At 54.7% G+C, this 24,805-nt stretch carries 20 protein-coding genes; 12 read left to right on the top strand and 8 right to left on the bottom strand.

The genetic code is table 11. From position 1 onward, the window contains the following. The first annotated feature begins 39 nt into the window (after positions 1-39). The 3 genes from ACXAF0_RS09300 (at position 40) to ACXAF0_RS09290 (ending at position 5,491) form a co-directional block, all read left to right on the top strand. The gene (locus ACXAF0_RS09300; protein WP_475345597.1) at positions 40-3,042 is read left to right on the top strand and encodes an Rne/Rng family ribonuclease; all 3,003 of its coding nucleotides are present in this window, start codon (positions 40-42) and stop codon (positions 3,040-3,042) included. A 212-nt stretch (positions 3,043-3,254) separates the two neighbouring features. Beyond that, positions 3,255-4,034 (top strand): hypothetical protein, encoded by a 780-nt coding sequence (locus ACXAF0_RS09295; protein WP_475345596.1) that lies wholly within the window; start codon positions 3,255-3,257, stop codon positions 4,032-4,034. Further along, on the top strand, positions 4,031-5,491 hold the full coding sequence (locus tag ACXAF0_RS09290; protein WP_475345595.1) for a hypothetical protein: 1,461 nt from the start codon (positions 4,031-4,033) through the stop codon (positions 5,489-5,491). The genes ACXAF0_RS09295 and ACXAF0_RS09290 overlap by 4 nt, the downstream gene beginning before the upstream one ends. A 215-nt stretch (positions 5,492-5,706) precedes the next feature. Here the strand turns inward: ACXAF0_RS09290 and ACXAF0_RS09285 are convergent, their stop codons facing one another. Beyond that, positions 5,707-6,858, bottom strand: a complete 1,152-nt coding sequence (locus ACXAF0_RS09285; protein ID WP_475345594.1) for a pyridoxal phosphate-dependent aminotransferase — start codon at positions 6,856-6,858, stop codon at positions 5,707-5,709. A gap of 70 nt (positions 6,859-6,928) precedes the next feature. Next, positions 6,929-8,263 carry a gamma-glutamyltransferase gene (locus ACXAF0_RS09280; protein WP_475345593.1) on the bottom strand — a complete coding sequence of 445 codons (1,335 nt, stop codon included), beginning with the start codon at positions 8,261-8,263 and terminating at the stop codon, positions 6,929-6,931. Here ACXAF0_RS09280 and ACXAF0_RS09275 point away from each other — a divergent pair. The 3 genes from ACXAF0_RS09275 to ACXAF0_RS09265 all read left to right on the top strand — a co-directional run bounded on the left by ACXAF0_RS09275 (position 8,262) and on the right by ACXAF0_RS09265 (position 11,191). Beyond that, positions 8,262-9,659, top strand: a complete 1,398-nt coding sequence (locus ACXAF0_RS09275; RefSeq protein WP_475345592.1) for a M48 family metalloprotease — start codon at positions 8,262-8,264, stop codon at positions 9,657-9,659. The two genes, ACXAF0_RS09280 and ACXAF0_RS09275, sit on opposite strands and share 2 nt — an antisense overlap. Further along, positions 9,656-10,342, top strand: coding sequence for a hypothetical protein (locus ACXAF0_RS09270; protein ID WP_475345591.1), 687 nt, complete (start codon positions 9,656-9,658; stop codon positions 10,340-10,342). The genes ACXAF0_RS09275 and ACXAF0_RS09270 overlap by 4 nt, the downstream gene beginning before the upstream one ends. Positions 10,343-10,429: 87 nt before the next feature. After that, positions 10,430-11,191, top strand: a complete 762-nt coding sequence (locus ACXAF0_RS09265) for a DsbA family protein (RefSeq protein WP_475345590.1) — start codon at positions 10,430-10,432, stop codon at positions 11,189-11,191. A 135-nt stretch (positions 11,192-11,326) separates the two neighbouring features. Here the strand turns inward: ACXAF0_RS09265 and thiS are convergent, their stop codons facing one another. After that, entirely contained in the window at positions 11,327-12,322 is a 996-nt protein-coding gene (gene thiS, locus ACXAF0_RS09260) for a sulfur carrier protein ThiS (protein WP_475345589.1), read from the bottom strand. A 268-nt stretch (positions 12,323-12,590) separates the two neighbouring features. Between thiS and ACXAF0_RS09255 the strand changes: the two genes are divergently transcribed. From ACXAF0_RS09255 to ACXAF0_RS09235, 5 genes are all read left to right on the top strand, one after another. Continuing rightward, a complete protein-coding gene (locus tag ACXAF0_RS09255) occupies positions 12,591-12,932 on the top strand; it encodes a type II 3-dehydroquinate dehydratase (protein ID WP_475345588.1) in 342 nt (113 codons plus the stop codon). A gap of 10 nt (positions 12,933-12,942) precedes the next feature. Next, positions 12,943-13,392, top strand: coding sequence for an acetyl-CoA carboxylase biotin carboxyl carrier protein (accB, locus tag ACXAF0_RS09250; RefSeq protein ID WP_475345587.1), 450 nt, complete (start codon positions 12,943-12,945; stop codon positions 13,390-13,392). A gap of 17 nt (positions 13,393-13,409) precedes the next feature. After that, positions 13,410-14,759, top strand: a complete 1,350-nt coding sequence (accC, locus tag ACXAF0_RS09245) for an acetyl-CoA carboxylase biotin carboxylase subunit (protein ID WP_475345586.1) — start codon at positions 13,410-13,412, stop codon at positions 14,757-14,759. A gap of 202 nt (positions 14,760-14,961) precedes the next feature. Further along, positions 14,962-15,627 (top strand): leucyl/phenylalanyl-tRNA--protein transferase, encoded by a 666-nt coding sequence (aat, locus tag ACXAF0_RS09240; RefSeq protein WP_475345585.1) that lies wholly within the window; start codon positions 14,962-14,964, stop codon positions 15,625-15,627. A gap of 51 nt (positions 15,628-15,678) precedes the next feature. Beyond that, entirely contained in the window at positions 15,679-16,161 is a 483-nt protein-coding gene (locus ACXAF0_RS09235) for an N-acetyltransferase family protein (RefSeq protein WP_475345584.1), read from the top strand. Positions 16,162-16,242: 81 nt separating this feature from the next. On the opposite strand, the gene serA is transcribed toward ACXAF0_RS09235, so the two are convergent. After that, positions 16,243-17,484, bottom strand: a complete 1,242-nt coding sequence (gene serA / locus ACXAF0_RS09230) for a phosphoglycerate dehydrogenase (protein WP_475345583.1) — start codon at positions 17,482-17,484, stop codon at positions 16,243-16,245. 244 nt (positions 17,485-17,728) lie between these two features. On the opposite strand from serA, the gene ACXAF0_RS09225 reads away from it, so the two are divergent. Further along, on the top strand, positions 17,729-18,895 hold the full coding sequence (locus ACXAF0_RS09225; RefSeq protein ID WP_475345582.1) for a GNAT family N-acetyltransferase: 1,167 nt from the start codon (positions 17,729-17,731) through the stop codon (positions 18,893-18,895). Positions 18,896-18,967: 72 nt separating this feature from the next. Here ACXAF0_RS09225 and ACXAF0_RS09220 read toward each other — a convergent pair whose 3' ends face one another. From ACXAF0_RS09220 to clpA, 4 genes are all read right to left on the bottom strand, one after another. Next, positions 18,968-20,650 carry a methyl-accepting chemotaxis protein gene (locus ACXAF0_RS09220; RefSeq protein WP_475345581.1) on the bottom strand — a complete coding sequence of 561 codons (1,683 nt, stop codon included), beginning with the start codon at positions 20,648-20,650 and terminating at the stop codon, positions 18,968-18,970. Between the two features lie 11 nt (positions 20,651-20,661). Beyond that, entirely contained in the window at positions 20,662-21,279 is a 618-nt protein-coding gene (locus tag ACXAF0_RS09215) for a hypothetical protein (protein ID WP_475345580.1), read from the bottom strand. Between the two features lie 553 nt (positions 21,280-21,832). Further along, positions 21,833-22,378 carry a hypothetical protein gene (locus ACXAF0_RS09210; protein WP_475345579.1) on the bottom strand — a complete coding sequence of 182 codons (546 nt, stop codon included), beginning with the start codon at positions 22,376-22,378 and terminating at the stop codon, positions 21,833-21,835. A gap of 106 nt (positions 22,379-22,484) precedes the next feature. Next, the gene (gene clpA, locus ACXAF0_RS09205) at positions 22,485-24,803 is read right to left on the bottom strand and encodes an ATP-dependent Clp protease ATP-binding subunit ClpA (RefSeq protein ID WP_475345578.1); all 2,319 of its coding nucleotides are present in this window, start codon (positions 24,801-24,803) and stop codon (positions 22,485-22,487) included. Positions 24,804-24,805 lie beyond the last annotated feature (2 nt).

Here is a 24,805-nt window from a genome sequence, read left to right as displayed (position 1 = left end):
TAGCATTGAACTGGCGGGGCCCATAGGAACAGGTTCCGAATGGTCAAACGCATGCTTATCGATGCAACGCACGCGGAAGAAAGCCGCGTCGTTGTTATTAATGGAAATCGCCTAGAAGAATACGACGTCGAAACATCGACGAAAAAACAGATCAAGGGTAATATCTATCTCGCGAAAGTCACGCGGGTAGAACCGTCGCTTCAGGCGGCCTTTGTTGACTATGGCGGAAACCGTCACGGTTTCCTTGCCTTTAGCGAAATCCACTCCGACTATTATCAAATTCCGGTTGCTGACCGCGAAGCGATTGCGCAGGGCAATGCCCAGGCCAATACGCAGGTCAAGGACGCCGAAATCGTCGAAGACAATATCGGCGACGGCGAAGACAGCCCGAAAAAAGAAAAGAAACCGTCACATTCCCGTTCGCGCCGCAAACCGCGCGCCAAGGAAAAGGACGAAACATCCGACACGCCAGAAGCAGAAACCACGGAAGCAGACGCATCGACCGATGCCGCTGCCACGGCTGATGCGGCATCCGAGAACACCGGTTCCGGCGAAGAAGAAGACGCAAAGCCGCGTCGCCGTCGCCCGCGCAACCGTCGCAAGAAAAGCGATGAGGTCGAAGCAGCCGGTTCGGATGCAGATGTAAGTACCTCTTCCGAAGGCAATGACGACACCGGTTCTAACGGTGATGACACGCCAACCGGTGGCAATGCCGCAATGGCCGCGGAAGTCGCCGAGCTGGACGTTGATGTCGACACCGACACCGAAGTCACCGCCCTTGATACCAATGCCGACGTCGAAGAAGACATCGAAGACCTTGGTGGCGATGACAGTGACGAGTTCGTCGAATCGCACAGCCGTCAGCTTCAGAAACGCTACAAAATTCAGGAAGTCATCAAACGCCGCCAGATCATTCTGGTTCAGGTCGTCAAGGAAGAGCGCGGGAACAAGGGCGCAGCGCTTTCGACCTTCCTGTCGCTGGCCGGGCGTTATTGCGTTCTGATGCCAAACACCCCGCGTGGTGGCGGCATTTCGCGCAAGATCACCAATGCCAAGGACCGCAAGCGCCTGAAATCCATTCTGGCAGAGCTTGAGATTCCCGATGGCATGGCAGTTATCGTTCGTACGGCCGGTGCCGAACGGACCAAGGCAGAGATCAAGCGCGACTTCGATTATCTGATGCGTCTGTGGGATCGTATCCGCGAAACCACCCTTCAGAGCCAGGCACCGTGCCTGATTTACGAAGAAGCCGATCTGATCAAACGTTCCATCCGTGATCTTTATGCACGTGATGTTGATGAAGTTCTGGTCGAAGGTGACGAAGGGTATCGCGTTGCCAAAGACTTCATGAAGATGCTGATGCCGTCGCATGCCAAGCGTGTGCAACCCTACAAGGATCAGGGCGTGCCGCTGTTCCACCGTTTCCAGGTGGAAAGCCAGCTTGATGCGATGCTCAACCCGGTCGTACAGCTTAAATCCGGTGGTTATCTTGTCATCAACCCGACCGAAGCACTGGTCGCGGTTGACGTGAACTCCGGCCGTTCGACCCGTGAACGCAACATCGAAGAAACCGCTTACAAGACCAACCTTGAAGCAGCCGAAGAACTCGCACGCCAGCTGCGCCTGCGTGACCTTGCCGGTCTGATCGTTGTCGACTTTATCGACATGGAAGACCACCGCAATCAGGCATCCGTCGAACGCAAGCTCAAAGAAGCGATGCGCAACGACCGTGCCCGTCTGCAGATCGGTCGCATCAGCCCGTTTGGCCTGCTTGAAATGTCGCGTCAGCGCCTGCGCCCGTCGCTGGTGGAAAGCGCGTTTGAAGTTTGCACCCACTGCCGTGGTGTCGGCCTTGTCCGTTCGATTGAAAGTGCAGCCCTTCATCTGCTACGCGTCATCGAGGAAGAAGGCATGCGTCGCCGTTCCGGCGCGCTGACCGTCCATGTTGCCAGTGAAGTTGCGCTCTATATCCTGAACCGCAAGCGTGATTCGCTTGGCGAGATCGAAAGCCGTTATGGCTTCAGCGTCATGATCTTTGGTGATGACAGCCTGATTTCGCCTGATCACCGCATCGAGCGGACCCGCGCGAAAAAGGGTGACGAATCCGACGATGCCGCACCGGTTCTCAATACCGATAGCGTCTCGTTGACCGCGATTGAAAATCCGGTTGATACGGATGACGAAGACGAAACTGAGCGTAACGAAGATGACGATCAGGGCGGTAAGCGCCGTCGTCGCCGTCGTCGTCGCCGTGGCCGCAACGATGACCGCGATGATCGCAACAACGATCAGCAGCAGGATGCATCGGGCGACAGCGAGGATGCGTCTGACAACAATGATCGTAACAACAACAATGACGACGATGATGATGACAGCAACCGCAAGCGCCGCCGTCGTGGCAAGCGTGGTGGTCGCCGTCGTTCGCGCCGTCAGGACTTTGATGGCAACCGTACCCGTCCGCCTGCGGATGATCCGGCCCTGACGGCAGCACGCCGCAACCGCGATCACGAAGCACCGGACGGCACGGATGAAGACACCGTGATCGACGCCGATAGCGAAGGTCAGGATGCCGATAGCTTCGATCAGGAAGGTGTTCGTGCGGGTCGTTCGCGCAGCACGACTGCCCCGGCACCGGCCCGTCCGCGCCGTGATCGCAATGACAACCGCCGCAATCGTCGCGACCGTAACAACCGCCCGAACAATCGTGACGGCGACAATGACGGTAGCAACGAGCGCGATGTGAAAAACATCCCGATCCAGTCTGGTCCGGCCCCGGAAGCACCGTCGGAAGCACCGAGCGAAGCCAAACCGGAAGCAGCAAGCGCTCCGGCCCCTGCCCCGGCAGAAGTCAGTGCCCCGGCTGCGCAACCGGAAGCTCCAAAGGCAGAGGCCCCGGCAGAAAAACCGACTGAGCCGAAAGCAGCTGAACCGGTCAAAACCGAGAAATCCGAACCGGCACCGGAAGCAGCTCCTGCGCCCGAGCCGGCAAAGGATGAAAAGCCGAAGCCGAAAAAACGCGGCTGGTGGAGCCTTGGTCGTTAAGCTTCTAGCCAAATTTCAAATCTGAAAAAGCCGCTGAACAATCAGCGGCTTTTCTTTTTTTCCACATATCAGGTCAAATGATCCGTTGCAATTTATGATTGATTTATATTTAAAATAAGGCAATTCTAAATCACGCCAACTGATCAACGCCCCATAGTTTTACTGCTCTCAGCTCAAACGGTGTCGCATATATGCGACAAGGGGAAGTTGCTATGCAAATGTTGAGAACCACTGTACTTGCGGCAAGCTTGCTGTTTTTGGCAGCCTGCTCTTCCGGGACAATGAAGGTTGACGAAACTTACTATCTCAAGGTCACAGACGGGAACTATACAAACTATTTGCGTATTCGGGTAAAAGCACATACTGCCCTAAACGATGCGAAGTATCACAGTGGGTGGTTTGATGGTGACGCTGTCGATGTCGCATTCGGCAATGTTTCAGCAGACGCCAATGGTATGACCCAAGCTGCCCGCAATGAGATGAAAAATGCCCTTATCGCAGCACTGAAAAAAGCACAGCAAGATTATCTGGCAGCAGCGTTGGACCAAAATGCCAAACCAGAAGAAGTCCAGAATGCACTGCTGCGGTGGGCACGGGCACGTTATATGCCGGGCTTTTCTGATAGCAAGATCGATGGTGCAGTTGTATCCGAGTATGACCCTGGCAAATCGATCCAAACACAGCGTTCTGGTCAAAAACTGATTTTTGTACTAGCTGCCAACCCAAACGAAGTGATCCAGTCAATTAATCGCGTCGCCAATGACAACGAAACAAAGGCATCCATCCAGCAGTTCTCCGCAATAGTAGCGGAAAGCTTCAAAACACGCGCCGCGGAAGACCTCGCCAAGGTTGATGTTGCAGTGCTGACGGACAAACTTTTTGCTGATCAAATGATCGCGACTGCGGAGGCTCTAAAAGAGCACCCCGCCGATGACGACGTTGCAATTGCACTGCTGAACCAACTGTCGACCATGATCGGAGCAGCACAATGATAAAGAATCTTGTGACTCTGATTGCTCCTTTACTTCTCTCTGCTTGTGCTTCCGCCAGCTTGCAAGTTGAAACTGACCTCTACAAGGGGGAGGTGATAGCAGAATCTGGAGCGGTGATTGACGCGAAGTTTAATGATATTGCAACAGAGGTTTTTGCGATCCGGGACACGGCACCTATTTGCCGAGACCAGACGATAGCCGCCACAAAGAAAATTTATGAACTTGATGTCATATACGACAAGATCGCAACATCTGTAACCGGCGGGACAAGCACTAGAACGGCGCCAGACAATACCCATTTCAAGGATGTACTTGACACCTATGTACAGGATATTACGGAAACTTCGGAAACAGCACTTAATAACTTGGAAAAAATCGTAGCATTGTCTGATAAGGCATCAGCTCTGTCACCAAAACAGCAAATGGAACTGATCGAAGCAAAGCATCACCTCAAACAAAACTTATCTGATATTAATCAATCAATGGAGGTGTTTGCTGACGTTTGGCGAACAGACAGAAAATCACTATCCGACCCCAATGCAATAACGTACGCAAATGGTGCAAATGCTTCAAAAACATTTCTTGATAAAGCGGAAAATGCGATTAAAAGCCTTAAAGACAGCGAAAAGAGATCGTTAGCCACAGAACTTCAAAATTTCAATACCAAGTCGTTCGAAGTAGGCGCATCATTCACGAGACTTTTTGCTACCTGCATAGATATAGCTCCATCAACCAAGGAATCCTTCAACAGCGTATCAAGTGATTCTAACGCGGACTTAAGCCAATCAGCCAGCGAATATGCGCGGAGCCTTGACGCTGCTTTAACCAGCCTGTTTGAACAGCCAAAAAGTATAAAGGCAGGGCTAAGTGCACGAACAGACATCCGCAATCTGGCAATTGGGCAGGGCTTCTATTTTGAACAGGTTGACCGCCTTCAGAACCCTGCGGACCCGGCATGGGATGAGATATTAATGCCGGAAAATGAAAATAATTGGCGAACCACCTTTTCGCGAACTTATTTCTACGCTGAAGGTGATTCCGATATCGTTATCATTCGTGACCGTCCCGGACATTTCCGGGTTCAACGTGGAACCAATAATCCGGCTGCACTGGTGCAGGGGCAGCTTGAAATTAGCCGGTCCATTGCCAATGCAACAACCCAAGTCTTAAGTGCGGCGACTGGTGTTAATTTGTCTTTGCCACCAACCTCTGCCTCAAGCGATACCAAGCCTACTGCACAAACCGAGTCCTCTGATTCCATAACAATTCGAAGAGCAAGAATTGCCGAGCTGACGCCTTTACGCAGCAAAATTCGAACAGCAATCGAGCTTGATATTCAAAAAGCCATCCTCGAGCTGCCCGGCAGCGCAGATAAAAATGCGGTATATGATCGCATCGCCGCGCAACTCGAGGGTTATGCAGCACTTATGCAGCTCACGCAAGAAAGCCTTAAATAACGCGAGGAATGTACCGTGCCTCATGTAAAGCTCATCCGTGACTTTGGGAATGCAAGAAGAGGGTACTGCGGCGACATCGTCGCGACCAATATTGATGGTACTGTTACAATTGAGATCACACACGACAACTGCCGCGAACTACCCATGCCCAGACTTTTTAGAGACATACCTCCAGGGTACTACGGCTCATGTGACTGCGACGGACACTAGAAAACTTATCGCTTCCAGTTCTGAAGCGCCTTGATTGCACCAATCATGGTTTCTTCGCTATGCGCGAATGAGAAGCGGACATAGCCCTTGCCGCGCAGACGGTCGAAATCAGTACCCGGCGTGGTCGCAACACCGGTTTCTTCGAGCATCTGTTTGCAGAAGGCTTCGCTGTCAGTGGTCAGTTCGCGGACATCGGCATAAAGGTAAAACGCGCCATCGGCCGGGGCAAAATTGGTGAAGCCTGCCTTGGGCAGACCATCAAGCAGGATTTCACGATTGCGCGCATAGGCCGCGATATTGGCCTGCAGCTCGTCCTCGCAATCAAAGGCCACCACCGCAGCCAACTGCGACAATGCAGGGGCTGAGATAAACAGGTTCTGCTGCAGACATTCGACCGCCCGCATCAAATCGGGCGGCACAATCGCCCAGCCCAGACGCCAGCCGGTCATGGAAAAGTATTTCGAGAAACTGTTGATGATGATCGCTTCATCGCCGAATTCAAGAGCGGTGCATTCGGCAACATCACCAAATGAAATGCCCTGATAGATCTCGTCACTGATCAGGCGAATGCCATTGTCGCGGCAATAGGTTGCCAGTTCCCGATAGGTTTCAACATCAATCATGCTGCCTGCCGGGTTGGACGGGCTGGCAACGATCAGGCCATCAACCGGCTCATCCAGATCACGCAGCATCTGTACGGTCGGCTGATAATGGGTTTCCGGCGCTGCTGGCAAGTTGACCGTATCAATGCCAAGCGCGCTTAGAATGTTGTGATAGGCCGGATAACCGGGCGCTGCCATCGCAACACGATCACCCGCATCAAAGGCCGCCAGAAACGCCAGCACAAAGATCGAAGACGACCCACTGGCGACACAGACGCGTGCTGGATCGACCGAAACGCCAAATTTGATTTTATAGTGCCCGGCAATGGCGTCGCGCAGTGGATCTATGCCCATGGCGTTGGTATAGCCAATCAGATCGCTTTCGAGCGCCTTGGCGGCGGCTTCGCGCACCTTGCGCGGGGCGGGGGTTCCGGGCTGACCGACTTCGAGGTGATAGACAGCCTTGCCTTCCGTTTCGCGGGCATTGGCCGCGCGCATGACGTCCATCACGATAAAGGGCGAAATTGCGCCGCGAAGGGATTGTTTCAATGCCATTTGTGGGGTCCTGACATGGGTTCAAGAACAACAGGGCAGGTTGTTCCCTGCCCTGTTGGTTGGTCTTTGATTACCGGGTTCCGGCCATACCGCCGCCTGCCGGATCGGCGAGGAACTGGCAGCTTTCCGGATGGGGTGGCGTACCTTCGAGGCACTTGATCACATTGACCGATGACGCCCCATCGGAATTAAGCGCCACACCGGATGCCGCACCATTGCCAATCAGGTCTTCGGCCATGGTGGTGATCTGTTTGGTCGCACCAGCTGGCGTACCTGTACCGGCAATACCGTAATAATATTCCCAGACAAACGGGTTCACCACCAGGGCCGGCCCCATCAGAGGTGTCGAGACCATGGCGGCATCGCCCGCAGCAAGGTTAAGGCCAAAGGCATCAACCCCCAGCCCCGCACCAAACGGCGTGTTCATAGTGGTGACACAGGCAACCGCATTGGCCGCACGGTCAACGACAACAAAGCCGCTGCGTCCGGCATTGGCTTGTGCGGCCTCCGTCCCTGATGCGATATCGGCCAGATAACGGTTGAGGATATCGGCAAGCTCACTGCCCCCCGCAATCACGGACGCACCGGAATCAGATCGCGGCGGATAGGCCAGATACAGCGTCTCGTTGCCCACCTTGACCTCGGCCGCGGTTTTCCATTGCGGGCGATAGCTGCGCATGTCTTCGGCGGTCAACGTACCACCGGCTGCCGTCACCGCATTGGCGATATCCGCCCCCAATACACCGTTATAAAACTCGCCCGGTCCCTTGACGCGAAGCGAGGTCAGAAGGGCTGCCAGGTTAACCGCGCGAATACGATCGCCGACCTCAAGCATTTTGCCATCCGGCATGAAGGTTGCGCGCAGCGCCGGGCTGGCTTCGATCCGGGCACGGTTTGCCTCGATATCCTTGACCAGCGAGCGTGAAACCGGCACGCCAAGGCGTGCATATTGCTCAGCGGCACTGATCAAAGAGCCCCACTGCAAACGGCCATAACGTGCACTGAGTGCATAAAGGCCGCGCGGCACAGTCGGAATGGTAGTTGCGGTCTGATCGGAACCGGTACGGGTCCCCGGACGTGGCCAGAAATCAAGAACTTCGACCTTTTGCGTCGCGCGATCATGCACCACACAAACACCGCCCCCGCCGATCCCGGCAACCGATGGCTTGGTCACGGTCATGGTGGCATAAAGTGCCACAGCCGCGTCCGCCGCCGTCCCGCCGGCCGACAGAACATCGCGCGCATTGCGCACCGCGCGCGGCTCATCGGCAACAACGCCGCCGAAATAGCCAGAAACTGCCCCTATTTGACCAATATTTTCTGTTTTATTAGCACTACATGCAGCAAGACCGGCAGTCATTGCGATTGCGAACGCGATCCGCCATGATGGCTTGCGCGTCGGCATGGAACCGACATCAGTCGAACGAAAATATGGAACGCACATTTTGCTCAGACGCATTATTACTCTCACTGCCATTTTCCTTGTTGCCCTGCCTAGCACGGTTTTCGCACAGGGTCGTTCTTTTATCCGCGATACAGAGATCGAGGAAACCCTCCGGATGTATGCCACGCCCATTTTCAGGGCGGCGGGCCTCGATCCGAATGGCGTGTCAGTTTATATCGTATCCGACAACAGCTTGAACGCATTTGTTGCCGGGGGCCAAAAGCTTTTTATCAATACTGGGCTGTTGTTAAAAGCAGAGACTCCCGAACAGGTTATCGGCGTCATGGCCCACGAGACCGGTCACATTTCGGGCGGCCACCTTTCGCGTGTTCATGACCAGTTGCGCAACGCGTCTGCGATCTCGATTCTGTCGACCATTGCCGGCGTCGCCGCAGGTGTTGCTGCGGGCCGATCTGACGTTGGCACCGCCGCCATTCTGGGCGGTCAGAGCGTTGCGACCCGTAACTTCCTTGCCTATTCGCGGACCCAGGAAAGCAGTGCCGACCAGGCCGGTGTGAAGTATCTGACAGAAGCCGGTATTTCCGCGCGCGGCATGATGGAATTCATGGAGACGCTCGAAGGTCAGGAATTGCTGAGCACCGCCAGCCAGGACCCGTATCTGCGAAGCCACCCGCTCACCGTTGAGCGTGTCGATTTTCTTGAGAATTATGTGGCCAACTCGCCGCTCAAGGATGCCAAAGTCAGCCCGGAGCTTTACGAACGCCATGCCCGCATGCGCGCCAAGCTGTTTGCCTTTACCAATCATATCCAGAACACGATGCGCACCTACCCGGAAAGCGATACCAGCATTCCGGCGCGCTATGCCCGTTCCATCGCCTATTATCGCGATTCCCAGCTTGATCCGGCCCTTGAAATCATCGAAGGCCTGATCGCCGAGGAACCGTCGAACGCCTATTTCGAAGAACTGAAAGGCCAGATTCTTCTGGAATTCGGCCGTGCCCGCGAAGCCATCCCGCCGTTACAGCAGGCAACTGATCTTTCCAACGGTGCGCCGTTGATTCGGTTGCTTCTGGCGCATGCGATGATCGAAACCGGTGATGAGGCCTATCTTGCACCCGCCAAAGAAAACCTGATCGGTGTATTGTCACGCGAACGCAGCAATGCGTCGGCATGGCGATTCCGTGCGATTGTCGAAAGTCGTTTGGGCAATGAAGGCGAAGCATCGCTTTCACAGGCGGAATACAGCCTTTTGACCGGGGATAGGCAGGCCGCAAGCTATCACGCGGTTCAGGCGGACCGGAAACTTGAAAAAGGAACGGCCGCGTGGCTTCGGGCACAAGATATCCTGCAGGCCACCAATCCTGATGGGGTGCCAGGTAAGGATAAACCCAATTGAGGACGCAGGCCGCCCTGCGCGCACGTTTGTGTCCGACCCGGACTCTCACAAAAGCACGGCGTGTCGCGTCTTTGATGATGGTCATCGGGTCTCTGGGGTTGGCGGGCTGCACCCTGCCCGATGCGGGCGTGGATGTCAGTGGTGATCTGAAACTGCTTTATGCGCCGTTTTCGCTTAGCAAGCCGCCGCGCTATTGGCAGGTTCACCAAGCACAAAACACCACACCAGCCCCGCTGGCCTGGGAAGACAAGGACGGGCGCATCGCGCTTGCCGCGCGCCCGGGGTTAGGCGCATTTGAAATCGGGCGCAGGACCAATGTGATTGTGCTGGCCTCGCCATTCCTGTCGTTTGACTGGCAGTTCAACAGCGCCGCCCAGGTCGGAGACGTTGAGCTGGTTCTTGGCTTCCGGCGTCAGGGTCAAGGAAGCTGGACGGAAAGTGATCTTGGGTCGGGCAAACCGACAATGGATCAGGAAGTACGGATTGCCGTTGGGCAATATTCGGTGCGCTACGGCGAATGGCAGCGCGAATATTTCGACCTGGCAACGCTTTATCGCCGCTATTGGCCCGAAACGGCAGCCGATGAAGTTCGGCTTGTCTGGATCGGGCTTGTTTCAGGCAAAGATCACGTCGCAAGCGAGAACAGTGTCACACATCTAACGCATATTTTACTTTCCCGTTAGCAGCCTGATCACGTATCAAAAACCATCACATGTAATCAGGGTCAGGACCAAGACGTCATCGACTCACCAAAGACAAAAGGACGCCCTATGACTTCCCAGATCGCAAAGCGCTTTCTTGCCGGTACGGCACTTGGTTTTGGCATGCTGCTTGGGTCGCAGACTGCGATGGCGCAGGATGCGCTCAGCACCGACCAGAAAGCTGAAATCGAAGGCGTTATCGAACAGTACCTGCTTGAAAATCCGGACGTTCTTTTGCGCGCCATTCAGAATGTTCAGACCTGGCAAGCATCGGAACAAGCCCGCCAGCAGGCAGAGGCAATCACCCCGGTCTGGGATGCACTGGTTGCCGACAGTTCCGTTCCGTCCGTCGGCCCGCTTGATGCGCCGGTGACCGTGATCGAGTTTTTTGATTATCACTGCGGGTACTGCAAGCGCGCCTTTGATGGCGTAAAGGAAATCGCCGAAAACAGTGATGGCAAGGTGCGGACCATCTTTGTCGAATTCCCGATCTTGCGTGAAGAAAGCGGCCTTGCCGCGCGCGCTGCACTGGCCGCGGCCAAGCAAGACAAATATATGGCAGTGCACGAAGCCTTTATGAGTAGCCGTGGTGTTCTTGATCAGGACACCATCAATGATTTGGCCGCCGGTGCGGGTGTTGATGTCGACCAGATGTTGGCCGACATGAAGTCACCGGAAATCAGCGGCATGCTGGCACAGTATTCCTCGATGGCGCGTGCGGTTGGTATTTCCGGCACCCCGGCCTTCCTGATCAATGGCACCATGGTCTCGGGTGCGGATATGGACCGCGTCAACGCACTGGTTGATGCGGGTCTGAAGGACGCATCCTGATCCGGAAAGCCTGTTGACCCTCAAGCTGCCTACATCTGCAGTTTGATGGTTTCGACATCTCAACAAAACATCAAAAGGGCCGTTTCATTTGCGAAACGGCCCTTTTGTATTGCGGATTTTGGCAGGTAATAGTGCCTAGATGATCCCGGCCAGTGGCGAGGACGGATCAGCGTATTTCTTTTTCGACATCCGGCCAGCGAGGAAGGATTCACGCCCGGCAATGATCGCGTGTTTCATCGCACGCGCCATACGGATCGGATCCTTTGCCCCGGCAATCGCCGTATTCATCAAGACACCGTCACAGCCAAGCTCCATGGCCACCGCCGCATCCGATGCGCTGCCAACCCCGGCATCGACCAGCACCGGCACATTGGCGTTTTCCTTGATCAGCGCGATATTAACGGGGTTCAAAATCCCCATACCCGATCCGATGAGCGAGCCCAGCGGCATGATCGCGCAACAGCCCATGTCTTCGAGCATCTTGGCCTGAATGGGGTCGTCACTGCAGTAGACCATGACATCAAAGCCATCCTTGATGAGCGCCTCGGCCGCGACAAGCGTTTCAGGCATATTGGGATAAAGCGTCGCCTGATCGCCCAGTACTTCAAGCTTCACCAGGTTCCAGCCACCGGCTTCGCGCGCAAGACGAAGCGTGCGCACCGCATCATCGGCGGTAAAGCACCCCGCCGTGTTGGGCAGATAGGTGTATTTTTTTGGGTCGACATAATCGACCAGCATCGGCTGGTTCGGGTCGGTCAGGTTCACACGGCGTACGGCAACGGTGACGATTTCGGCCCCGGATGCCTCGATCGCGATTTTGGTTTCTTCGAAGTCCTTGTATTTGCCGGTCCCGACCAGCAGACGCGACGAGAATTTCTTGCCCGCAACCACAAAGCCGTCATCATCGGCCGCCGCCAGATTAGCTTCCTGCGAACCGCCACCGATGAAGTGAACGATTTCAAGTTTGTCGCCATCCGCAAGCGCGGTTTCGCCGTAGGCCGTCTTGGGAACGATTTCCAGATTACGTTCGACTGCGACCTTGGTCTGGGCGATTCCAAGTTCGCCAAGAAGGTCGGCAACGTTTCCGGCATTTTCGATTGTGCGGTCTTCACCGTTGATCGTCAGACGCATCTTTTTGCTTCATCCCTGTGGTATCAAAATCTTCACAATTGCCGCGCAGTATGCGCAGCACCTTTGCCTGAGGCAAGCCGTGTTACGCGGCTTTTTAGGTTTGGTCGCATTGGCTGACGAATTGAGCCTAGATTTGCCATGCAGGCTAAGCATCAAGGCAGCGTTGCAAAGGCCACTGCAAAGTTGCGTCAGACTTTAGTCGTGTTATAAACGCAACTCCAAATGTTGGGCATGCAGATCGCTGCTGCTGCGCGGTTCGGACGTTTGCGTGACGATCGACAAACATCGCGGGCAGACAAGCGACGGATGCTTCGAAACAAGAATGGAAGTGAACGGGTTGACTGGTTTTAGACAAAACCGACAAGAAGACTCTGGCATTCTTGGTAATGCTAAGGCATATACGCACACATCGGTTGCGATCCTTGAAGCTTTCGCCGCATCGACCATGGCGAAATTCGGGATTCATCTGTCCAACATTCAAAAGCGGAATGCATTTAGACACGATCCATACGTCTCGAAAGCTTTACACGGCATGATCTATGGCTTTGGCTCCCGGAGCAACAAAAACGCCCTGGATGCCATGCGCGGATTGATCCACACACCATCATAAAGATATCGAAATGAGCAAGTTCAACATCGACAATGACGCCATTCGCCAGCTCGCAGAGCTGCTGGACGACACCAATCTGACCGAAATTGAAGTTGCCGCAGGTGACAACCGTATTCGTGTAGCCCGTCAGGGCACCATGGTTGCTGCCGCTCCGGCGGCTGCCCCGGCTACGGCACCCGCTGCTGCGGCGCCGGTCCCTGCCGCACCGGCAGATGCAGGTTCCCATCCGGGTGCTGTCAAATCGCCGATGGTCGGCGTTGTTTACTTCGCACCGGAACCGGGTGCAGCACCGTTCATCTCGGTTGGCGCATCGGTTTCCGAAGGCCAGACCCTGATGCTGATTGAGGCAATGAAAACCTTCAACCCGATCCGCGCCCCGAAATCGGGCAAGGTCACCCAGATTATCGCGACCGACGGCCACCCGGTCGAATATGACGAGCCGCTGGTCATTATTGAATAAGTCGGGGTATCAACCGCATGTTCGACAAAATCCTGATTGCCAACCGTGGTGAAATCGCGCTTCGTATCCAGCGCGCCTGCCGCGAAATGGGCATCAAAACTGTCGCGGTGCATTCCACTGCTGACGCGGACGCCATGCATGTGCGTCTGGCCGACGAATCGGTCTGCATCGGCCCGGCAGCATCCAAAGACAGCTATCTGAATATTCCGGCCATCCTTTCGGCTGCTGAAATCACCGGGGCAGAGGCCATCCATCCGGGATACGGCTTCCTGTCGGAAAGTGCTGATTTCGCATCCATAGTCGAAGAACACGGCTTTGCCTTCATCGGCCCGACGCCGCAACATATCCGCACCATGGGTGACAAGATCACGGCGAAACAGACGGCCGAAAAGCTCGGTATTCCGTGTGTTCCGGGGTCTGATGGTGAAATCACCACCGTTGACGAAGCCCGCAAATGCGCCAAGGAGATCGGCTATCCAGTCCTGATCAAGGCATCTGGCGGCGGCGGCGGTCGTGGCATGAAAGTCGTTGATCGCGAAGAAGATCTCGCCGAAGCATTTTCCATGACCCGTAAGGAAGCATTGCAGAACTTTGGCAATGCCGCCGTTTACATGGAAAAGTACCTTGGCAAACCGCGCCATATCGAATTGCAGGTCATTGGCGACATGCATGGCAACGCCGTTCACTTGTTTGAACGCGATTGCTCCTTGCAGCGTCGTCACCAGAAGGTGCTTGAAGAAGCCCCGTCTCCGACCCTGACACCGGAAGAACGCCAACGGATCGGCTCCACGGTTGCCAATGCCATGATTGGTATGGGCTATCGCAATGCCGGCACCATCGAGTTCCTGTATGAAAATGGCGAGTTCTATTTCATTGAAATGAACACCCGCCTGCAGGTGGAACACCCGGTTACGGAAATGATTTCCGGTGTTGACCTTGTGCGTGAACAGATCCGCGTTGCTGCCGGTCTTGAGCTGTCATTCAAGCAGGAAGACCTTGAAATTCATGGTCATGCCATTGAATGCCGCATCAATGCCGAAGACCCGGAAACCTTTGTTCCGTCACCGGGCAAGATCAAGGAATATCATGCACCGGGCGGCTTGGGCGTGCGCGTTGATAGTGGCATCTATGCCGGTTATTCGATCCCGCCCTATTATGACAGCATGATCGCAAAGCTGATTGTTCATGGTCGTGACCGTGAAGAATGCATGATGCGTCTACGCCGTGCGCTGGCGGAATATGCGATTGGCGGCATCAAAACCACCATTCCGCTGCATCAGACACTTCTTGCCAACCCGGACATCCAGAAAGGGGATTATGACATCCACTGGCTGGAAAAGTTCATGGGCATGAAAAAAACGCTGTGATCAGCGCTTAAATCAATTTCAAACGGGAACCTTCGGGTTCCCGTTTTTTTATCTGCGATCCACATCAAAGCGTTAATCAAGCTTCCCTATTATCAAAGTCCGGTACAAACTGGGTGATGTGATGACCTTGTCGTTACCGACCGGGTATCTCATATGTAAACAGACACCAGAAAACAGGACCGAAGCAATTATCACTGCGATCATGTCAAACCAGCTGACCCCTGATCTTTTGATCCGAGCCTATTCCGTCGGCCTGTTCCCCATGGCCGAAAGCCACGATGATCCGACCCTGTACTGGATTGATCCGGAATGGCGCGGCATCTTGCCGCTTGACGGGTTTCATGTTCCGCGCAGCCTGCGCAAGGCCGTGCGCAAGGGCACCTATAAAATCCATGTCGACCGGGCCTTTCCCGACGTCATTCGTGCCTGTGCAGAACCGACCGACACCCGCGATGACACCTGGATCAACGAAAACATCCTTGATGCCTATTGCGCGCTTCACAAGATGGGCTGCGCCCATTCGATCGAAGCCTGGAAAGACGGTGAACTGGTTGGTGGGCTTTATGGTGTTAGCCTCGGCAAAGCGTTCTTTGGTGAAAGCATGTTTTCGCGCGCAACAAACGCGTCAAAGGTGGCTCTGGTCTATCTGGTCGCGCTGATGCGTCAGGGCGGCTACAGCCTGCTTGATACCCAGTTTGTCAATGATCACCTCAAACAGTTCGGGGTCGAGGAAATCCCACGCGAACGATATCGCAACGAACTGGCCAAGGCCCTGACAGGACGCGCCAACCTTCCGTTTGAGGTTGAGCCGGAAATCCTTGAAGAAACGCTGACAGGCGGCGATAGTGAGGCACATCCGCGATCCTGAATTCTGCCGTCGTGATTGCCACCACCCCTACGACACCAAGACGAGTTCCACATGAACATTCGCCCCGCCACCGAACAAGACATTCCCGCCATTCTTGATATCGTCGCCCCGATCCTTAGGGCCGGTGACACTTATGCCATCGATAGCGACATGACCGACGACGAAGTCATTGGCTACTGGATGGGAAAGGACAAGGTCACCCTGGTGGCCGAGGAAGACGGCAAGGTCGTTGGCACCTATTACATCCGCCAGAACCAGGGCGGCGGTGGATCGCATGTGTGTAATTGCGGTTATATGACCTCGCCCGCGGCCAGTGGCCGGGGCATTGCGCGGCGCATGTGTGAAGATTCACTGGTGCGCGCCAAGGATCTGGGATATCGCGCCATGCAGTTCAATTTCGTGATCGCCAGCAATGCAGCCGCTGTTCACCTTTGGCCGAAGCTTGGCTTTGAGGTGGTTGGACGCCTGCCCGGTGCCTTCATGCATCCGACGCTTGGCGAGACCGACGCCTTGGTGATGTATCGCAAACTTTAAGTCTGGCGGCTTCCCGAAAACAAAAAGGGCGGGAGCCATATGGTCCCCGCCCTTTTTCTGTTTCAAAGCAATCTGTTCGGATCAGAACAGGAAGCGGACGCGAAGCGTGCCGTCAATGGCGGAGAGTTCCTTGCGAACGCCCTCGCCCGGTTTGATTTCCTTGTCGACTTCGACAACCACATAACCAACGCCACCTTCGGAACGCAGGTACTGGCCGCTGATGTTGATGCCACGACGGGCGAACACGTCGTTGATCTTAAGCAGCACGCCCGGAACGTTGCGATGAATGTGCATGAAGCGAGTATGACTGCGGTCCTTGACCGGAAGCGACACTTCCGGGAAGTTCACTGCCCCAAGCGTCGAACCGTTATCGGAATAGGTGATCAGCTTGTCCGCGACCTCGATCCCGATATTTTCCTGCGCTTCCTGGGTGGAACCACCGATATGCGGGGTCAGGATAACGTTGCTCATGCCGCGCAGCGGGCTTTCGAACTGCTCATCCTTGCCGGCCGGCTCGACCGGGAACACGTCAAGCGCCGCACCGGCCAGATGACCGCTTTCAAGGGCGGCTGCCAAGTCGTCGATCACGATCACATTACCGCGTGCGGCATTGATCAGATGCGCGCCCTTTTTCATCTTGGCGATTTCGGCAGCGGTGATCATGTTCTTGGTCTGCTCGTTGGCCGGAACATGCAGCGATACGACGTCAGACTTTTCCAGAAGTTCATCCATCGACGAGCAGGAATTGGCATTACCCATGGCAAGCTTGTTGACCACGTCGAAGTAAATCACATTCATGCCAAGTGATTCCGCCAGCACCGAAAGCTGCGAGCCGATATGGCCATAGCCGATAATACCCAGCGTCTTGCCACGTGCCTCATAGGAACCATGGGCGTTTTTCAGCCAGCCACCTTCATGGGCAGCCGCATTACGCTGCGGGATGCCACGCAGAAGCATGATAATCTGGCCCAGCACCAGTTCGGCAACCGAACGGGTGTTGGAATACGGTGCATTAAACACCGGAATGCCGCGCATGGCAGCGGCCTGCAGATCGACCTGATTGGTGCCGATGCAGAAACAGCCGATCGAGGTCAGCTTGGATGCGGCATCAATGACTTCTTCGGTGAGTTTGGTACGGGAACGAATGCCCAAAAAGTGCGCTTCGGAGACAACGGACTTCAGTTCGTCCGCGTCGAGCGCAGCAGGGTAATGGTCGACATTTGAGTAGCCGGCCTCTTTGAACATCTTTACAGCGTTTTCATGGATTCCTTCGAGCAGGACAACCTTGATCTTGTCCTTCTCCAACGAAAGTTTGCTGTTCACGGCGCACCATCCTTTTCTTCGCGAGGGCGACACGGGAAAATCCCCGAGCCGTTTTTTCAAACCGTTTAAAACGGCCTGTGGCACAATGAAATAGGACTTCACGGCACGTCCGTCAAAGGCTTTCCCTTGCGTAAATGTGCATTGCGCCTATCTTCTGAACGCATATACCGGCTAATGCGTATGAAAACCAGGCCCCTCCAACGGGCCGTTATCACCTTTGGGGACCCGCTTCGGGGAACTTGCTTTGCCTGTCGAAATCAGAACCGTCACCGATATCCATCAAATCGGACAACAGAACTGGGACAACTGTACGGGGGACGACAACCCGTTTGTCAGTTTTGCCTTTCTTTCAGCCATGGAAGACAGCGGCTCGGCCACGGCCGAAACCGGCTGGCAGCCCTTTCATCTGGTGGCCGAAGACGAAACAGGTTCTGTGATCGGCATTGTGCCGCTTTATGTCAAAGCCCATTCGTACGGCGAATATATTTTCGACTGGGCATGGGCAGATGCCTATGAACGCGCTGGTGGGCGCTATTACCCGAAACTGCAATCAGCCGTGCCGTTTTCCCCGGTCCCCGGCCCGAGGCTACTTGTTGCCAAGGGTCATCCAGATCCCGATGGTGTTCGTGGCGCGCTTATCAATGGCATGACGATCCTGCCAGAAAAGCTTGGCATGGCGACATTGCATGTGACGTTCTGCAGTGGTGATGAAAGCAGGCAGATGCAGCAGGCCGGATTTTTGCCACGCACCAGCATGCAGTACCATTGGCTGAACCGTGATTATCAGAAGTTCGATGATTTTCTCGGCGCGCTTAATTCGCGCAAACGCAAAAACCTACGCAAGGAACGCAAACAGATTCTTGAAGCCGGGTACAGTTTTGAGGCACTGCGCGGAGATGATCTGAAACCCCATCATTGGGACCGATTTTATCATTTCTATCGCGATACATCGGACCGCAAATGGGGGCAGGCCTATTTAACGCGCGAATTTTTTGACCTGCTTCATGAACGCATGCGCGACCGTACGGTTCTGGTCTGCGCCTTCAATAACGGGGAAATGGTGGCCGGGGCGCTTAACATGATCGGGTCGGAAACGCTTTATGGCCGCAACTGGGGCACGAATGATCGCACCCCGCTTTTGCATTTCGAGACCTGTTACTATCAGGCCATTGATATTGCGATTGAGCATAGCCTTAAAACGGTCGAGGCCGGGGCACAGGGCGAACACAAGATTCAGCGCGGCTACGAGCCGGTGATTACCCACTCAGCCCATTTGATTGCCGATCCGGGTCTCAAGCGTGCTGTTGCGCAGTTTCTGGCACAGGAACGCGATCATATTGATCAGGATCGCGATTATATCCTGTCGGAACACAGCCCCTATCGCCAGGATCAGCCCAACCCGAAAAGCTGATCCTCAGACACAAGACAAAAAGAAAAGGCGCGGGGATTTCCCCGCGCCTTTTCATTTAAGATATCGGATGCGTCAGACGGTACGAACGTCGTCAAGAAAGCCATTAACATGGATGCGCAACTCGTCATTGGCTGCCGCCAGTCGACCGACGCTATCGAGCTGGCCATTTGACAGGTCGCCACTTTCCGTCGTTGCGTCCGCGACGTTTTTCACAGCACTGGTGATGGCAACGTTACCGTTGGCCGCCCCCTCGACACTGCGCGAGATTTCCTCGGTTGCAGCGCCCTGCTCTTCGACGGCGCTTGCAACGACCGACATCAGCTCATCAATCTTGGTAATGGTGTCGGCAAAGCCACGCACGGCCTCGGCAGCAGCGCCGCTTTCGCTTTGCATCTCAGCAATCTTGGCAGTGATCTGCTCGGTCGCCTTGACCGTCTGGGAAGCAAGGTTTTTAACCTCACCAGCCACCACCGCAAAACCTTTACCAGCTTCACCCGCACGGGCCGATTCAATGGTTGCGTTGAGCGCCAGAAGGTTGGTCTGATCGGCGATGTCGCTGATCAGGTTGACAACCTCGCCAACGCTTTGCGCGGCATCATTGAGTTTCTCGACACGTTCGTTGGTCCGTTCGGTCTCGCCAACCGCGACCTGCGTAATTTCGGTCACGCGGGCAATCTGCGACGAGATTTCCGAAATCGAGGCCGACAACTGTGCGGTTGCAGATGCAACCGTTTCGATGTTGGTCGAGGATTCGTGGGCCTGTTCGGCCACATTCTGTGCGTCCTGGTTGGCGCGCTGCGCGTGTGAGGTCAGTGTCTCGGAGGCCGAGCGGACATCATCAAGTGCAGCATTCACCGCCTGCAGAACGTCGTGGATTTTCGCATCAAAGCCCTCGGTCAACCTACCCATGCGCTGGCTGCGTTCAACCTGACGCTGGGCTTCGACTTTTTCCTGCTCTGCCATGCGGGCTCGTTCTCGGGCATTTTCGCGGAAGATTTCAAGCGATTTGGCCATCGCGCCGACTTCATCTGCACGCTTCATATCAAGCGTTTCGATATCAAGGTTACCGGCCGCTAGGTTACCCATCGCTTCCGTCATCTTGCGGATCGGGGTTGCAATCATGCGCGACAGGGTACCCCCAAACAGAGCCGCCATCGCAATAAGCAAAACAACACCTATCCCCAGTGTCACTTGGAAGATCGTCATCGCCTGATCAACGTCTGCCTTAACCTCAGCCACTAGTTGATCAATGTTTTTTGCCAGTTCTCCGGCAATCATTGTAACCCGATCAGAGAGCTCACGCGGCTCGCCGGAGGCCTCAATTGCGCGAGCATGATTGACAGTCAGGTAGTGACGCATCAGTTGCGCCTGCTGTGCTGCTATTTCTTCCCAACGATCAATCGCCGCGTCCATCTCTTCGATTAGGGCCGCAACTTCCGAGTTGATTGACTCGTAAGTCTTGAGCTTGTCGGTTTCGACGTCAATGTGCTCAAGCGACTCCTGATAGCTTTTCAGGCCAGTACGGTCGCCGGTCGTAAGGAAGTATATAAGCCCTTGACGTGCCAAAAGATATGAGCGGTCAAGTTCATGGTAATCACGTTCGAATTCAGAGAGATATTCGCGGTCAACATTTGCGCTGTTAACCTTCATCGTCGCGAAGATGCCTGCACCAGCCACCATCAAAATCACCACGATCATGATGGCAAAACAGGTCATCAGCTTTGCCGGGATAGAAAGGTTTTCAAAAAATTTCATAGCTATTCTCCCTACAGGCCACGACGACGTGCAAGTTCATTGAGATTGACCTCGATGGTCACGGCACCAATCGGCTGACGATCAGCATCGCTCATGGTCATGTTGAGCTGCGACAGCCAGGCGTCAGAATTTTCGTTGTATTCGGCTTCATCGATGAAAACAGCATCAGGGCCATTCGGATAGGTGTTCTGAAACTTCGCCTCATCCCCCTGCCAGAAATCCGACGTGATGGAGCTTTGCCCAACGTTGAGACCGACTGCATCCATCACAAAGATTTCGGCATACATCCCGCCGGAGCGCGCCTGCACCTGGGTGAGGTAGCTCGACAGCGGGTTGGTCAGGATCGCCGCAACCAGCGGCTGGTCCTCGGCTTCACGTTCAGCACGCCATTGTTGGTCTGCAGCATCAATCTGAACCTGCGCCATATCCTTGCGTAGCTTGTTCTGCGACGTGATGGACAGCGCCACAACCGGATTGGCAAGCCATTCCCGGATATCGCGGATGAACTGATCTGTAATGAGTGCGTTGGGATCTCCCGGCAACTCTGCCTTGGCAAACGCGACATGCGGCACAGCAAGCACTGCTGCTGCTAGCATCCCGGCCAAAGCCACACAACACTTGGATTTCATTCGTTTTACTCCCTTAGTCTATGCCGACGGCTAAAGTGGACTATCTCTTAGTATAATGACTTATACAAAGGATATAATTCGAATACAACCTTTTTTAGAATCCAAGGAAACGTGGAGCCGTATGAGAGGAACTTCCACATTTTCCATATGTGGATTGCGCGCCCTAAAACAACAGTGCGATCAACAGAAGTTGGGGAAACGGGAAACCCGAAATTCAGGCAAGAAAAAAGCGGCGGTATAAAACCGCCGCTGAGTTTGGTTGGGACACGAGCAAACTGCAGAAGATTACGTTGTTCCAGACGCGAGACGCGCCCCTGCAAAGAACAACTGTCCACCCTAGACTAAGCAGGAAACGTGCCAACTTTATAAATCCCCGGAAACCCTATGTTTTTGGGGATTGTGAACACGCTTTTCGGTGAACACAGAAATATTTTCCCATAATCTTTGCATTTCAAAATGCAAAGATTGCAAATTGCAAAGATTGCGCTTTGCAATTCGCAAATATATACTTCTAATTTAGAACATTGAGTTATTTTCACGCAACTTAATGCGCCTAGCTGCTGCGCTTTTTCTTTTTCTTGCTAGCACCGAGATTCAGCAACGCTGGCGCCTTTTCGATGATTTCTTCGAGGATGTCTTTGGCCGTATCGAGATCTTCCTTGGCGGAGTCGTCAAGCTGACGGATATAGCGCGGGTCAGAAATCATGCGTTCTGCCTCATAGAGGGTACGCAACTCGCTCTGAAACATCTCACGGGCGCCAAGCGGCAGGTTTTCCTTGGCACTCATGATAAAGAAGAACTTTAGACTGGTTTTGATCACAATACGCAGCATCAGGACCTGCAGCTTGTGAAACTGCTCTTCGAGTTCTTCTTTCTTGGGATGACTTTCGAGCTTGTTCAGCCGCTCCATAATCACCAGCGACAACGCCTTGAAGTTGTCGACTTCTTCGCGAAACGGGCGGTAGCCGGTCACGTCGGACTTGTCGGCATTCTTTTCGAGCACTTCGGCAAGCACAATCAGCTTGCGCGCACGCAATTCCAGCCGGGAGAGAAACTCCTCGACCTCGTTTCTGTATTTTCGTTGTGCTGCTTGGCTCATAACATTCTGGCATTCTTCAAATGACGGTGCCCGGAAACTGAGTCTCCGGGCACCAATCTATACTGCCAATCATTAACAACAACCTGAGAACAGCAAAAGGCTTCTGTTAGCCTGCCATCTCGGGATCTTTTTTCTGTTGTTTTTCGCCGTTGTCATCTTCCGGATAGCGGAAGATGACCGCGTCGTCTTCAATATCAACCAGCACAGCACCGCCTTTGGACAGCTTGCCAAACAGCAACTCTTCGGCAAGCGGCTTTTTGACATGCTCCTGAATGACACGTCCCAACGGACGTGCCCCAAAGGCCACATCGTAACCGCGTTCAGCCATCCAGCTCCGCGCCGCTTCGGTGAGCTCGATCGAAACATTGCGATCAGCCAGCTGCACCTCAAGCTGCAGGATGAACTTGTCGACAACCATTTTGACGACTTCCGGCTTAAGGTTGGCGAACGGAATGACCGCATCCAGACGGTTGCGGAATTCCGGTGTGAAGGTGCGTTTGATTGCCTCTTCATCTTCGCCGGTGCGCATTTCCCGCTTGAAGCCGATTGGCGGCTTGGCCATATCCGACGCGCCGGCATTGGTCGTCATCACCAGCACAACATTGCGGAAATCGACCGTCTTGCCGTTATTGTCGGTCAGCTTGCCGTGATCCATGACCTGTAGAAGAATATTGAACAGGTCCGGATGGGCCTTTTCAATTTCATCGAGCAGCACAACTGCGTGGGGGTGCTGATCGACAGCATCAGTCAGCAGACCACCCTGATCAAACCCGACATAGCCGGGCGGTGCCCCAATCAGACGCGAGACGCTGTGACGTTCCATATATTCGGACATGTCAAAGCGGATGAACTCGATCCCCATGACGGTTGCCAGTTGCTTGGTCACCTCGGTCTTACCGACACCGGTCGGGCCCGAGAACAGATAACTGCCAATCGGCTTTTCAGGCTCACGCAAACCTGCCCGGGCAAGCTTGATCGCACTGGAAAGTGCCTCGATCGCGCCGTCCTGACCAAACACAACCGTTTTAAGGTCACGCTCAAGATTGGCGAGCGTTTTGCGGTCGTCGGTCGACACCGATTTTGGTGGGATGCGGGCAATCTTGGCGACGATTTCCTCGACATCACGCTTACCAACAGTCCGCTTGCGCTTGCTTGGCGCGATCAGCATGCGGGATGCACCAACCTCGTCAATCACGTCAATCGCACTGTCAGGCCGCTTGCGGTCACTTATGTAACGCGACGCCAACTCAACAGCGGAACGCAATGCTTCGTTGGTGTATTTGACCTGGTGATGCTCCTCGTAATAGGGCTTGAGCCCCTTGAGGATCTTGACGGTATCTGCTTCGGACGGCTCCTCGACATCGATTTTCTGGAAACGACGGACAAGGGCGCGGTCCTTTTCAAAGTGCCCCCGGAATTCCTTATAGGTCGTCGACCCGATGCACCGCAGCGATCCGCTTGCCAGTGCCGGCTTGAGCAGGTTCGAGGCATCCATGGCCCCGCCCGACGTCGCACCTGCACCGATCACGGTGTGGATTTCGTCAATGAACAGAACAGCACCTTCATACTCTTCGAGTTCCTTGACGACTGCCTTCAGGCGTTCTTCGAAATCGCCGCGATAACGCGTACCGGCGAGAAGTGCGCCCATATCAAGCGCAAAGATCGTGGCATTTTCCAGGACCTCAGGCACGTCACCATCATTGATCCGGCGCGCAAGACCTTCGGCGATGGCGGTTTTACCAACACCCGGATCCCCAACGTAAAGCGGGTTATTCTTGGTCCGGCGGCACAGCACCTGAATGGTGCGGTCAATTTCGCTTTGACGCCCGATCAGCGGATCAATCTTGCCGCTCTGGGCTTTGACATTGAGGTTCACACAATAGGCCTTGAGCGCCTCGCCCTCGGCCGGGCCGCTTTCTTCGCCTTCTGGCGACATGCCCGAAACCGGTTCCTCGTCAGCACCACGCGGGATGCGACGCTCATTCATCTCGGACGCTTTGGCAATACCATGTGAAATGTAGTTCACCGCATCCAGACGCGTCATATCCTGCAGCTGCAGGTAATAGACAGCATGCGACTCCCGCTCCGAGAACAGGGCAACAAGAACATTGGCGCCTGTGACTTCTTCGCGTCCGGATGATTGCACGTGGATGGCAGCGCGTTGGATAACGCGCTGGAAACCGGCGGTCGGCTTGGGATCCACCAGACGCGCACTGATCAGGCCGGAAAGTTCGCTATCGGCGAATTCCAGCAAGTCAGACCGCAGACGATCAATATCGACCCGGCAGGCCTTCAGTACCGCCAGGGCATCCTGATCTTCTGTCAGTGACAACAAAAGATGTTCAAGAGTGGCATATTCGTGCCGACGCTCCGACGCATATGCGAGCGCACGGTGCAGGCTTTCCTCAAGATTGCGCGATAGCATAT

The organism is Thalassospira sp. ABD4_177 (assembly GCF_056160125.1).
This window is presented reverse-complemented; position numbering and strand designations above follow the sequence as displayed.